Source organism: Limosilactobacillus mucosae (assembly GCF_013423865.1).
Classification (GTDB): domain Bacteria; phylum Bacillota; class Bacilli; order Lactobacillales; family Lactobacillaceae; genus Limosilactobacillus; species Limosilactobacillus mucosae.
Genome location: NZ_CP058954.1, coordinates 1,860,640 through 1,873,806 on the forward strand (window position 1 = coordinate 1,860,640; position 13,167 = coordinate 1,873,806).

Sequence of the window (13,167 nt, forward strand, 5' to 3'; positions counted from 1 at the left end):
CACTAAAAAAGCTCAGCCGTTTAAGCGACTGAGCTTTTGGATTATTTAGTCGGGAACTTCAGCGTGACGCCTTTTAATTCAGGTGCATCGGTCGTGTATTGATCCAGCGTTGATTGGTTGTTGTTTTGACTCTTCAAGCTGGTCTTGCTCTTCTTTTGCGCCTGTTTAAGCTGTTTCAAGCCATTCTTCAGCGTGTACGAGTAGCTCTTCTTGTTGACTGTCTTAAAGCCTTTCAGTTTGTAGAAACGCAGCAGGTCGCCATTGACGACTTTATCAGACAGACCAAGATCCGTCGTGACATACTTTTGAATCTTGGCAAACTCGGCTTTCTGGGCCTTGGTTGGCGACTTGATCTCCTTGCCGCTGCTGGTGTAGTAGTAATCCCCATTGTACTTGGTGTACTTGTTGGTTACCCAGTCACCATTTCTAAATGGCACGATCTGGTTGCGGTTCTTAGAAAGCAGGTCTTGACCAAACTGAACGTATTTATTGGAACTGATGCCCAATAGATCCTCAATGGTTGGCAGAACGTCGATTTCACCACCATAAGTATGGTTGACGCCACCCTTTAAGCCTTCCATGTTGATCATAAACGGTACTTTCTGGAACATTGCCAGGTCATAGTTGTCAACTGACTTCTTGCCCAAGATCTGAGCAATAGCTGCCTTGTGGTTGTTGGAGATTCCATAATGGTCACCATACAGAACCAGCATCGTATTCTTGCGCAGGCCGGTTGAATCCAGGTAGTTGAGCAGTTCGCCAACTGATTCATCCAGGTAGCGCGCAGTCTGAACATAATGATCAACCGTACTGTCACCGGTATTCCATGACTTGATTGAAGTGTTCTTCTTGTCAATGATGTAAGGATAGTGGTTCGAGACCGTAATCAGCTTAGCATAGAATGGCTGTGGCAGCTGTTCCAGATAGTATGCGGATTCCTTTAAGAACAGCTTGTCTTTGACCCCATAACCCATGTTCTCATCCTTAACCTTTGGCAGATAGTCTTTGCTAAAGAAGTACTGGTAGCCAAAGCTCTTGTAGGCATTGTCACGGTTCCAGAAGCTAGGGACGTCGCCATGGAATGAGGCCGTTGTGTAGCCCAGCTTTTGTTCCAACAGAGCTGGCGCCGACTGGAACGTGTTGGTCGTCCCGTCAGTAACCATGGCCGAACCTTCTGGCAGACCATACAGCGAATTTTCCAGCATCAATTCCGCATCGGCTGTCTTCCCTTGGCCAACTTGGTTGAAGAAGTTGTCAAACGAAATCGTATCGCTGGCATGGTAAAGCTTGTTTAAGTTTGGCGTAACCTCTTCACCTTTCCACTTGTAATCGATCATAAACTGCTGGAAGCTTTCCAAGTGGATGATGATGATGTTTTTACCTTTTGCCTGCCCATAATATTCAATATTTGGCGAAGCATAGTTTTTCTTTAAGAACTTCAAGACTGGCTTGATGTCATTGCTGTTGGCCTTAGCCTTAACCGCACTGTTATGGGTAGTCTTGACGCCATCATAGATCGTATAAGCCTGCAGTCCCAAGTATTTGACGATGTAGTTGTTGTCAAAAGTCCGCGTCAACAGTTGCGGGCGATCCTTTTCTGCCATGGCCAGGTTAGCACCAAACAGCACGAAGCCAATCATCGTAATCGTCATTGCATAGCGAACCTTAAAGTAACGCATATCAATCCGAATAAAATGCGCAGCCAGCAGAACGATCAAGATGATCACATCAGCGTAAACCAAAAAGTCGGTTGGCTTAATGATACCCATCAGACTCTTGCCCAGGTTGTTTGATGCCGCTCCAGAACCTTTGATGATGTTAAAGGTAATAAAGTCGGAAAATTCTCGGTAATAGAGAATATTGGCAAACAGCCAGGTCGAAAGCAGAAAATTAATTAAGATCATCAGCCAGTATGAAAGCCGACCGCGGAAATAAAGCGCGATGCCTAAAAAGACCAGAGCCCCAGGCAAGGTGTTAAACGCCAGCAAAAACTGCTGCATACTGTCGGAAATCCCCAAGTTGAACTTGGTTTTATAAGCCCAGTAACTCTTAATCGCAAACAAGAGCACCGTGAGAAGAAAGAAGCCCAGCTTGGTGTTCAAGCCACGCCTTACCTTCTGCAACGCTGTTTTCATAATCTTTCCTCCATCAAAAAATATCAACATTAGGTATCATACAATAAAAGATCCCTAGTCGTTACGATTATTCAACGTTTTTTAACAAATGTTTGGAATTTTTTTGCATCTCAGCTTGATTGACTGCAGCCGACTTAACTGATTGGTGTTTACAAGCCCGCCTGACCATCATTAAATTTGAAGATTCTATGATAAACGATCCGTCAGTTCATACTCTTGACTCGGCACATCGGCAAACAGCTGACTGGCCTGCCCCACGCTGACGATCGTCAAATCATGCATCGCCCGCGAACAGATCGTGTAGAGCAGCTGCCGCTCACCGTCGCCATGATACTTCTGGTCGTTGGCATCCCAGACGATCACCGCGTCAAACTCAAGCCCTTTTGCCAGGTATGAAGGTACGACCAGCACGCCATCAACCAGCCGCTGATTTTCAGTCCGGATCAAGGTTACCTTAACGCCCTGCTCAGCCAGCAGCTGATAGATCTGTTCACTGTCAGCCAGGGTCTTACCGATAATGGCAACTGCATCATGCTGTTTTTGATAGTCTTTTAGAACCGCGACGACCTGTGCGACGGCATCGTTTAGATTTGTCAGCTGGTAGATGCTTGGCCGCTTGCCTTGACGCTCAAAGGCCTCGATTTTTTCGCCATCTTTGAGAATATGCTTGGTAAAATCGGTAATCTGTTTAGTTGAGCGATATGACTTGGTCAGCTGAACCACTTTCGTCTTTTCGGGATCAAACATCGTACCCAGCTGCCGCAGCAATTGCCGACTGTTGGCGCCCGTAAAGATTGCCTGGTTAAGGTCGCCCAGCAGCGTAAAGCGAGCATTGGGGAAACTAAACTTGAGATAGGCCAGCTGGAACGCATCATAGTCTTGAACCTCATCGACAAAGACATAGCGGATATCACGTTCGCCGCGCTTACCCGTCAGCAGATCATACAAATAGAGATAGATTGAGATGCCGGCAGCACTGATCTGCCGCTCTTTCAGATCCTGTGTGGTTCTTTCGATAAATGCCGCCCACTGCTGCTCGGTCAAATCAAACTTCTGCAGATCAACCATCTTTGGCAAGGCCTTTAAAAACAGCAGATACTGTGCATTGATGTTGATCCACATGTTATGACGAATTGCTCGATGAATCGGCGCGAACTCCTTTAAAACGATCTGCTTGGCATAGAAGTTGTATTCCTGCTTGTCTGATTCAAACTCGCGCGGCCGATTGTTCATCATCGCGTCCATCTGCTCTTTGCTGAGACTTTGGACGGCTGCTTCTGCCCATTTTGAGCGTATGGCCCCGCCAACTCGGCTTCTCAGCTGATGATCCAGCGCATCTTTGGTCGCATCCAGACGATTGCCCAGGTTATAGTTGCGATTGAATGAGTAATAGATCGTCTTGATTTGTTCCTTGGTAAAAAACGGCTTGCCATGAAACATCAGATTCCGAAAGCGCAGGCCCCGCTGTCCAAGCGCCTTGGCATAGGCACCAACTGCTTTAAAGCTGCTTAAGCTCGTCAATAGGCGATTGATGTTTTGATCGACTGCTGCCTGACTGCTTTCAAAGCGCTGCTGGAGCGTCTGAACGTGCAGTCTTGGCACCCGCCGATTAACGTACTGGAAGTAGGTCATTTGAACCATATTGTGCTCGCCCAGTTCTGGCAGCACCTGATCAATATAGTCGTTGAACAGTTGGTTGGGGCTGAACAAAACTACCTGGCTGGCCGTTAGATTGCCGCGATAACGATACAGCAGCCAAGCCACGCGCTGTAAAACGGCAGCCGTCTTACCAGAACCAGCCGCTCCTTGAACAAACAGCAACTCATCTTTGGCATCCCGAATGATTTCGTTTTGCGTTTTTTGAATCGTCGTTACGATACTCTTCATCTTGGTGCTGGAATGGGTTCCCAAGGCACTCAGCAGCATCTGATCGGTTACGGCCTCATCGGTATCATAAAGCGTGACGATCGTGCCATCCTCGATCTGGAACTGGCGCTTGAGTCTGACATCGACCTCCTGCTTGCCAACGGGGGTTTCATAAGTGACCGGTCCCAGCTTGCCATCATAATAGATTGAAGAGATCGGTGCCCGCCAGTCATATACCAGAAAATGGTCCGGACGATCAGAGAACGAGGCCAGGCCAATATAAATGGTTTCAGGTTTTTGCGCACCTTTTTCCAAAAAATCGATACGGGCAAAATACGGTTTGGCTTCCAAGCGTTTCAGCGTACTCAAACGATCGGCGGCATGCTGCCAGCTGTTTTCCCGCTCGTCAAGCATCTGCTGCTGGGCGCGAACCGACATGGCCGTATCCATCATCCCCGAATAAGTCGTGGTATTCATGTGGATATCATTGAACTGCTTGCTCAGGCCCTTCACATCCCGTTTGGCGTTTTCAATCGTACCGCTGGCTTTTTCCTCAGCCTTGCGAACTTCTTTAACGACCTGCTCCAAATGATGCTGTTCGTATTGTTGGATTGATTCTGTCAAACTCGAACATCCTTCCTGTCTTGAAAATCTAATCTTAGAATTATAACATTTTTTGCGCCGCGATTCCGTTATCAAGACTTGTCCGCATAAGGTTTGCTTAACTTATCGCCATCAGTCTGGTTTAGATGGTCACAAAATACTAGAATAATCTCAAAAGCTGATTTGAAGGTGGAAGCAATGGCTAAGCTCTTGTATGCTTTGACGCATATTCCTCAAGTGGTCCTCCCTTTGTTCAATTCACTGGGCAGCTGGACCTACGTCATATTATTTAGCCTGATCTTTATGGAAACTGGTCTGGTTGTTTTTCCTTGGCTGCCAGGACAGTCGCTGATTTTTGTCACGTCTTCGTTTGCTGCTTTGCACGGTGCCGAGGTCAAGATGAGCATTTTAGTACCCGGCTTTTTTATCGCGGCCGTGCTGGGCGACACGCTTAACTATCTGATCGGTACTCGCTTGATTAAATGGCCCTGGCTCAAGCGGCAGCTGGCTGGTCCGACTATGGCGAAAGCCCAGCTGTTTTTCAGCAGATATGGTTTGCGTGCGATCATTTTTGGGCGTTTCGTCCCGCTGATCCGCACCTTTGTCCCGCTGATTTCCGGCATCGCCAAATACCGCTTTGGCCGCTTCATGCTTGGCAATGTCTTAGGCGTGGCCATCTGGGTAGTCTCCGGCGCGCTGGCGGGATATTATCTTGGCAGCATTCCATTTGTACAGGCCCATTTTTCAACGCTGCTGCTGGGTCTGGTCATCTGCGGATCTTTGCCAGCCGTCTTTTTCAATCTCATTAAACGGATCCGCCGGCATATTATTGAACGCAACCTCTAACGCAATTTCGTACAATTTACCGTGGAATAATGGTAAACTGAATACTAAACAACGTACAGAATAATGGAGGTTTTTTCCCTTGGCAGTAAATGTTTATTTCGTTCGACACGGTCAGACCTACTTGAACCTGTTCCACAAATATCAAGGCTGGTCAGATGCACCACTGACCGAAAAAGGCATTGCAGACGGCAAGCGCGTGGGCAAGGCTTTGGCCAAGATAGACTTTGACTATCTTTTCTGCAGCGATATGCGACGGACAGTTAAAACCGCAGAACTGCTGGCAGCCAGCCATCCTACCAAGATCGTTCATCCAGAGCCAGATCCAGCCTTTCGGGAAGTCTTTTTCGGCTTTTTTGAAGGCGAGGACACGGCTGCGGCTTCCATGAACATTGGTCTTTGCCGTTCCTATGACGAGCTGGTCAGCAAGTATTCTGTTGAAAAGGCGCGCGATATCACCAAAGCTGCTGACCCATTCCATCTGGCTGAAAACGATGCCGAATTCTGGCAGCGCATGGACAAAGGTTTGGACCGGCTGCGCAATCTTCCCGATGGCAGTACCGCCGTCGTTGTTTCTCATGGTGCAGCCATTCGCTCAATCGTCAGCCGCTATGCCAAAGACAAGACCTTGGCCAACGATGCCCCCGTCAATGGCAGTATCACAAAACTTTCCTTGACCCCAGATCAAACCGAGATCGTCTTTTACAATCAACTGAGCTTGCCTGAATAAAACCTTGCTAAAAGGGGGAACTTTCTGTTAATGGACACTAATATACAAAGTGCGGAACCAGTAATTATCATTGGCCTCAACATGGACCAGGAAGATTATGAGTATTCCATGGAAGAATTGGCAGCCCTGGCCGAAGCCAACCAAATGGAAGTCATTGATCGTTTAGACCAAGCCTTGGATCGGCCTAATCCAGCGACCTACTTTGGCTCCGGTAAAGTAGAAGAGCTGCGTCACCTGGCCGAGGCTGAAGAAGTCGCTACGGTAATCGCCAATGACGAACTGACGCCAAGTCAACTGCAGAACCTAGCTGATCAAACCGGTGTCCGGATTTTGGACCGGACTGCCTTGATTCTGGAAATCTTTGCCAAGCGCGCGCAAAGTCGTGAAGCCAAGATTCAAGTCGAGATTGCCCAGCTTCAGTACCAATTGCCGCGTCTGCAGACGGCTGCCAATCAGCGGCTTGACCAGCAGACTGGTGGCGGATCTGGCTTTACCAACCGTGGTGCCGGTGAAACCAAGCTGGAAATGAATCGGCGGACCATCAACCATAAAATCAGTCATTTGCGGGCTGAACTCAAAGAAATCGCCAAATCTGAGGACGTTAAAAGGGCTAAGCGAGAAAAAAGCGATACGCCAACAGCTGCCTTGGTTGGCTATACCAATGCCGGCAAATCGACCATTATGAATCAGCTGGTCAGTCGTTTCGGGGTTTCTGAAGAAAAGCAGGTTTTTGAAAAGAACATGCTTTTTGCCACTCTGGATACCAGCGTGCGTCAATTAACGCTGCCCGATCAAAAACGCTTTTTGCTCAGTGATACGGTTGGTTTTGTCAGCAAATTGCCTACTCATCTGATCGAAGCCTTTAAATCAACCTTGGCAGAAGCTGCCAGTGCTGATCTTTTAATTCAGGTAATCGACTATTCTGACCCTAACTATGAAGCTATGATGCGCACGACCGAAAAGACGCTCAAACAGATTGGCATTGAAAACATTCCAATGCTGTATGTCTTTAATAAAGCTGACCAGACCAAGTTTGAATATCCAGTCATGGAAGGCGATAACCGGATTATTATCTCAGCCAAGGATGATGAATCTATTCAGCTCTTGGTCCAGGCCTTGCGTCGTCATCTTTTCAAAGACTACGTACAGACCGAGCTGCTGATTCCATTTGCCGATGGACGAACGGTTTCCTACATCAATGAAAACTGCAATATCTTAGAGACGGAATATCTCAACAACGGTACGCGGCTCAAAGTCGAGATGTCACCGCAAGATTTTGCCCGCTTTGAACGCTACGTCATTAAAAATTAAAAAAATCTGGCATCGACTGCATCGATGTCAGATTTTTTTCTTGAAACATTTAGTTTAAACCATCGTGTTCCAATCGATCCGAAAGATTGTGCATTGACTGCTTAACAAAATCAATAACGTCTTGCTGCGGAACCTCATAGTTATTTTGCCGCCACCAATAAAAGGCCCCCAGAATCGAACCACTCAAAATATAAGCCAGCATTTCTGGGTTCTTTGAGTTTCGCAAAGCCGTAACGATCGTGTCCTGATTTTCAGGATCATGACGCTGCCGCAGCAGAATCTCACTGACGATCTTCATAATCTCGCCGTACAAAGAGCTTTGCGAGCTGCTATCGGCTAGATTGCGGAAGATGTCACGATTGTCGCTGACATACTTGATCAAGATTTCAACAAATTCATCCTCATTGCGATCTGACTGATCAATCAAGATGTTCAAGCGCGTACTGATCGTCTGTTCCAGCAGATCATACTTATCATGAAAGTAACGATAAAAGCTGCTTCGATGCAACAGTGCCTCATTACAAATTTGATCGATTGTCAAATGTCCAAACTGGTGAGTCTTTAATAAGCTTTCCAGAGCATTTTGGAAATCTCGAACTGTTCGATTCATTTTCATTAAAATCGGCCTTTCTATTTTGAGATTATACTTAGATTATAAAACGTTGCTTTATGACACAAAACATCTTTCTTAGTATTATAGTTCTTTTAAAAGACAGTTCAATTAATATGTTTTCTTGATTTGTCTTATTTTTGGTATTTTTAATCACAAACTAGCGTAATATGGTACAATCTTTTTATGAAAACGTTTGCTTTTTAAGAGGTGGATTTAATTATGGAAATTAAAGAAAGCAGTTTCGGTACTTTTGAAGGACAAGAAGTCAAAAAATACACGCTTATCAACGATCAGGACATGCAGGTCAGCGTTTTAAACTATGCCGGTCTGTTACAGGAAATCTCGGTTCCAGGCAAAGACGGCAAGCGCGTCAACCTGGTTTTAAGCGCAGCCGACATTGAGCACTTTACTGACAACGGCATGTGCAACAACCGAGTGATTGGCCGTGTTGCCGGACGTCTGGCTAAGGGCGAGTTTACGATCGATGGTCAGGAGTATCACGTCGACACTAATGAAAACGGTAATACACTTCATGGTGGCCCGAATGGTTTAGGCAACCAGTTCTTTGAAGCCGAAACCGTTACGACGCCAAATACCGTTAAAGTTGTCTTAACCAAGACCATGACGCCTGAAATCGACTCTTTCCCAGGCAATGAGAAAGTTACGGTTACCTACTCACTGAGCAATGACAACCGTGTCGTAATCGATCTGGATGGCGAAACGGATGCCAACACGCTGTTCAACCCAACCGTTCACACCTACTTCAACCTTGGCGATTCTGACGTGGCAACCGTTGAAGATCAAGTATTACAGGTTAACTCCAAGTTCCACTTAGACGTTGACGATGAAAAGATTCCAACTGGCAAAAAGCTCGTAAATGCCGGCACGCCATTTGATTTCCAGACTCCTCGTCGTTTGGGCGATGCGCTCAATGAAATGAAGAGTACTAAAGAAGGCGGTTTTGATGACATCTGGCAGGTTGAACCAAGCACGAACGTCAACCACGAACCAGTTGCCACGCTGTCTGACCCTGCCAGTGGCCGCAAGATGAAGCTGTACTCAGATCGCAATGGTCTGGTAATGTACACTGCCAATGGTATGGACAAGTCGCTCCAATTCAACCGGCCAAGTGCCTCATGGTGTGCGCTGGCAATGGAAGCCCAAACGCTTTCTGACACGCCTCACCATCCAGAATTTGGCGATATTACCCTGCGTCCTGGCAAACCAGCTCACCACCGCATCGTTTACGCAATTGAATTTTAATCAAAGCTGATATTAAAAACCGGCAGCCAGCAAGACAGGCTGTCGGTTTTGATATAGAATAAGTTCTAAAACAAGGAGTTGATCGATTAATGAGAATCAACGTTTTGCAGCACACCCCCAACGAAGGACCTGGCGTAATCAGTGAATGGGCCCACCAGCGCGGCCACGAGATCTACGTCTATCATCCTGCCCAGTTCAACAAGCTGCCCACGGCTGATGAAACCGATATGCTGGTCATCTTAGGCGGTCCGATGAGTCCTAACGATGATCTGCCCTGGATTGCAAAAGAGCGGCAATTAATCAAAGAACTGCTGGCCCAGGACAAGCCAATGTTTGGCGCCTGCTTTGGCGGACAGCAGCTGGCAATGACTTTGGGAGCCACGGTTAAAGACGCGCCCGTTAAAGAAGTTGGCTGGGCTCCTGTCTTCTTAAAGAGCGATGTAATTCCTGACCTGCCTGAGACATCTACCGTTCTGCACTGGCATCAGCAGATGTTTACCATTCCCAATGGTGCCCAGCTGCTCTACTCATCAGCCGGCTTAAAAGAACAGGGCTTTGTTTATGGCCATCGCGTTGTTGGGCTGCAGTTTCACTTTGAGCCGCTGGCCGATAACGTCCGCGAGATCGTAGTCAATGATGGCGACTATGCAGCAGGATCAATTCTTAATCAGACCCCGGCTGAAATCATTACTCATCCCGTGCCTAAAGAAAATACCGCGACCATGTTTAAGATTTTGGACTGGATCAACGAATAGCTCACTGTCTGTCTTATCAAAATCATCAATGCATCAAAAAAGCTGTTGGTTAGCATAAACTAATCAACAGCTTTTGCTTTTAGCGTTTTTCTCGATCGCGATAGGCAACGTTGGCAACCAGGCCATACTGACCATCCATTAAGATCGTTGAGCCATTGCGACCGGCAATCTTATGCGGTCCACCCGTCACGAACAGATTGGCTAAATAGAGCTCGTATTGCTCGTGGGCAGTATGAATGTCCGTCAAACCGACCTTGGCAATATGACCGACCGCCAGTTTTTCCATTTGATTCAAGCCCATGTATATCTCAATTCGCCGCAGATGCTTGTCATGGTAGAGCTCAAAATAAGGCGGCGTCTGTTGCGAGTCAAGCGCATAGACCGACTCACCCGTTGCAGTTTCTGCTACGATCTGACTGTCGCTTAAGCCATCATAATCCGCAGTAAAAATCCCGTCATCCAGCAGTTCTCGAACGACGCGCTGCAGATTATGCTGCTCGTGCTCATCAACCTCCACTTGAGCTGGAATGATATCCTGATGAGTAAAGTAGCCATTTGGCGCATTGTTGATGACGCGAGCATTGCGTTTTGGCTTGGCATCCTCAGCAGTGGGAACGACCCCGGTAATCTTTGAAAGCCAAGGCGACAAAAAGTCAAACCGTGAGTTGCGGTCTAGATAGTAGTAGACCGCGTTGATGTACAGACAATAGGTGATCAGAATCACGGCGAGGCAGTATAGCAGCCCCCGCAACCATGCATGGTTGATCAAAAGGCGCGTGGTAACGTAGATCAGGTACAGATCACCCAAAAAGGCAATGATAATGTAGATTCGATTTTTCAGCTTGGCATTGATATTAAAATATCCCAGCCAATGATTGATCATGTCTAGAAAACTAAGCACTGTCGCGATCCCCCTTATTGATTGGTGTCAGTCGTGGTTGTCGTCGTGCCAGTCGTCGAGTTGGTACCAGTCGAGTTATCAGTCGTCGTGCCGGTAGTCTGACTGGTGGTATTGGCCGATGAGCTGGTAGTGCCGGTACCAGCAGTCGTACCATTATCCGTAGTATTGTCGGTCGTTTTAGCTGATGAGGTCTTAGTCGTTGACTCCTCATCAACACTGTTGGTCTGATGACTGCTTTGCACATCCGGATCGCTTTCACTGCTTGGCTTTTTGCGATCACTGCTATGACTGCTGTCTTGATCGTCTTTTTGACTGGTGCTCTGACTAGTCGATGAAGTGCTGACGATTTTAGCCCCTTCACTGGTATTGGTGGCTTTGTTGACCACCACGTTGGTAGCACCTAACGCCAAAACCAATGAAACCAGCGCAAATGGCGTCACAAACGGTGGTGTTTTCATTGCTTTTTTCTCTCCTTTTGTCGTCTGCTCTCTATCTTAGCGCAAAAATTGCCAGTGAGAGTTTGCGAAAAAAATAAGAATTGATGAATTTAATGCGAAGCCAGCTGACGACACTGAGCACATAATCCATACAGCTCAAAGCTATGTCCCGTAATCTCGGCGCCAGGCAGCTGCTGAGTCAAAAAGTCCCAATCAATCGTTGGCAGCTGAATCTCCTGCACCCGACCGCAGCGCTGACAGATAAAGTGATGGTGATGCGATTCGTCACAGCGATACTTAACCACCATGCCGCCAGACTGCGAACTCAATTCAACCAGGCCGATCTCTTGAAACTCTTCCAGATTGCGATAGACCGTGTTATGGCTGGCACCAGGAAATGCCTGGCGCATATGCTTGTCAACCTCAGTAACACTGACATAGCGATCCGGATTGGCAACCAACAAATCAATCAGCGTTTTTCGCTGCTTGGTGACGCGCAGATGATTCTTCTGCAAGACTGCCATGGCTTGTGCTTTAGGATCCGTCATTTTTTTCATCCGTCCTTTTTGAAATTATGATTTTAGCACATTTATCTTCAAATGTATCGGCTGAGCAATTGATCCAGTTTTTGCTGCGTCATTGCCCAATCATCATTGACAAGCTCAATTGCCTGACCTTTCAATTCTTGCGGCAGCGACAGATCACGCTGATATTCGCAGCTGTTGATCCGCGACTCAATTGCATCTGGGTGATCGCCTCTGATATGCAGACGCTCAAAAAGCTGTTGCGGATGGCTGACCGTCAAAAAGATTATGACGGCCTGATCGCCCAACTTGGCTCGGTACGTCAACGCTCCTTTGGTATCCAAAACGATCACGTCAAATTGATGATGCCGCCAGCCGTTTTCCAGCCCCTCAATTGAAGAGCCATATAGATGATGATCATATTCAACCTGTTCTAATAAATGCCGCTTTTGCATTGAGGAACGCGTCTCAAAATAATAGTCGACGCCATCTTTTTCATTGGCTCGCGGCAAGCGTGTCGTATGCGTAATTACCTTGGCCATATCGTATTTTTTTCTTAGATAGTTGGCCACCGTCGTTTTACCGGTTCCCGCCGCGCCAGTAATTACAAAAACCTTATGCTGCTGATCCATCATGCCTGTGTTAAATGAGCATTAACCTGATCCAGCAATTCTTTTAAGTTGTCATAGGTTAAGCGTTGGCGAGCATCTTGATAGTTGAACCAACCGGCATTCTTAATTTCTTCAGCCTGCAGATGCAGATTCTCATCCTTAGGCAGTGCGGCCGTGTAAAGCGTCATTTGCTTCCGGTTGCCGTTGGGCAGGTCATATTCAGTGTAGACAGAAAAGCTGGTATCAATTGGCAGGACCAGACTGGTTTCTTCTTTAATCTCACGCTGCGCCGTTTCTAGGAGCGTTTCATCGCCCTCAACGTGACCTTTGGGGAAGCCCCAAAAATTACCTTCGTTTGTGCTTTGCAGCAGCAGGTATTCAATTTCTTGATCGTTATTTCGATAAACTACGGCACCTGCAGTCTTTTCAATCGCCATTTCCAAGCTCCTCCTTAATACTTTTCTAATTGACTTTTAATGATTATGACATTATGATTATTACTGTCATTATGGCTTATTTTGTTCGGTAAATCCAATAATTATTTCGCAATTATTGCTCATTATCTTTGCCTATGA

The 13,167-nt window shown here is 46.9% G+C and carries 13 protein-coding genes; 5 read left to right on the forward strand and 8 right to left on the reverse strand.

Annotated features, from left to right (window positions below; genetic code table 11):
- Nucleotides 1-41: 41 nt before the first annotated feature.
- Nucleotides 42-2,135, reverse strand: a complete 2,094-nt coding sequence (locus H0G69_RS09235; RefSeq protein ID WP_033934721.1) for an LTA synthase family protein — start codon at nucleotides 2,133-2,135, stop codon at nucleotides 42-44.
- 186 nt (nucleotides 2,136-2,321) lie between these two features.
- On the reverse strand, nucleotides 2,322-4,625 hold the full coding sequence (gene helD, locus H0G69_RS09240) for an RNA polymerase recycling motor HelD (protein WP_180304769.1): 2,304 nt from the start codon (nucleotides 4,623-4,625) through the stop codon (nucleotides 2,322-2,324).
- Nucleotides 4,626-4,802: 177 nt separating this feature from the next.
- Between helD and H0G69_RS09245 the strand changes: the two genes are divergently transcribed.
- The 3 genes from H0G69_RS09245 to hflX all read left to right on the forward strand — a co-directional run bounded on the left by H0G69_RS09245 (nucleotide 4,803) and on the right by hflX (nucleotide 7,488).
- Entirely contained in the window at nucleotides 4,803-5,450 is a 648-nt protein-coding gene (locus H0G69_RS09245; protein WP_180304770.1) for a VTT domain-containing protein, read from the forward strand.
- Nucleotides 5,451-5,529: 79 nt separating this feature from the next.
- Complete coding sequence (locus H0G69_RS09250) at nucleotides 5,530-6,177, forward strand: histidine phosphatase family protein (protein WP_034540672.1); 648 nt, start codon at nucleotides 5,530-5,532, stop codon at nucleotides 6,175-6,177.
- 30 nt (nucleotides 6,178-6,207) lie between these two features.
- Entirely contained in the window at nucleotides 6,208-7,488 is a 1,281-nt protein-coding gene (hflX, locus tag H0G69_RS09255; RefSeq protein WP_180304771.1) for a GTPase HflX, read from the forward strand.
- 49 nt (nucleotides 7,489-7,537) lie between these two features.
- On the opposite strand, the gene H0G69_RS09260 is transcribed toward hflX, so the two are convergent.
- Nucleotides 7,538-8,104 (reverse strand): TetR/AcrR family transcriptional regulator, encoded by a 567-nt coding sequence (locus tag H0G69_RS09260; protein WP_109588098.1) that lies wholly within the window; start codon nucleotides 8,102-8,104, stop codon nucleotides 7,538-7,540.
- Between the two features lie 216 nt (nucleotides 8,105-8,320).
- Here H0G69_RS09260 and H0G69_RS09265 point away from each other — a divergent pair, with 216 nt between their 5' ends.
- The gene (locus tag H0G69_RS09265; RefSeq protein ID WP_180304772.1) at nucleotides 8,321-9,364 is read left to right on the forward strand and encodes an aldose epimerase family protein; all 1,044 of its coding nucleotides are present in this window, start codon (nucleotides 8,321-8,323) and stop codon (nucleotides 9,362-9,364) included.
- An 89-nt stretch (nucleotides 9,365-9,453) separates the two neighbouring features.
- Nucleotides 9,454-10,119 carry a type 1 glutamine amidotransferase gene (locus H0G69_RS09270; protein WP_180304773.1) on the forward strand — a complete coding sequence of 222 codons (666 nt, stop codon included), beginning with the start codon at nucleotides 9,454-9,456 and terminating at the stop codon, nucleotides 10,117-10,119.
- Nucleotides 10,120-10,198: 79 nt separating this feature from the next.
- Here the strand turns inward: H0G69_RS09270 and H0G69_RS09275 are convergent, their stop codons facing one another.
- From H0G69_RS09275 to H0G69_RS09295, 5 genes are all read right to left on the reverse strand, one after another.
- The gene (locus tag H0G69_RS09275) at nucleotides 10,199-11,020 is read right to left on the reverse strand and encodes a DUF6681 family protein (protein ID WP_180304774.1); all 822 of its coding nucleotides are present in this window, start codon (nucleotides 11,018-11,020) and stop codon (nucleotides 10,199-10,201) included.
- Between the two features lie 14 nt (nucleotides 11,021-11,034).
- Entirely contained in the window at nucleotides 11,035-11,478 is a 444-nt protein-coding gene (locus H0G69_RS09280; protein WP_180304775.1) for a hypothetical protein, read from the reverse strand.
- Between the two features lie 89 nt (nucleotides 11,479-11,567).
- The gene (locus H0G69_RS09285) at nucleotides 11,568-12,014 is read right to left on the reverse strand and encodes a Fur family transcriptional regulator (protein WP_180304776.1); all 447 of its coding nucleotides are present in this window, start codon (nucleotides 12,012-12,014) and stop codon (nucleotides 11,568-11,570) included.
- Nucleotides 12,015-12,052: 38 nt separating this feature from the next.
- Complete coding sequence (locus tag H0G69_RS09290; RefSeq protein WP_048345838.1) at nucleotides 12,053-12,613, reverse strand: guanylate kinase; 561 nt, start codon at nucleotides 12,611-12,613, stop codon at nucleotides 12,053-12,055.
- Nucleotides 12,613-13,029 carry a bis(5'-nucleosyl)-tetraphosphatase gene (locus tag H0G69_RS09295; RefSeq protein WP_180304777.1) on the reverse strand — a complete coding sequence of 139 codons (417 nt, stop codon included), beginning with the start codon at nucleotides 13,027-13,029 and terminating at the stop codon, nucleotides 12,613-12,615. The genes H0G69_RS09290 and H0G69_RS09295 overlap by 1 nt, the downstream gene beginning before the upstream one ends.
- Nucleotides 13,030-13,167 lie beyond the last annotated feature (138 nt).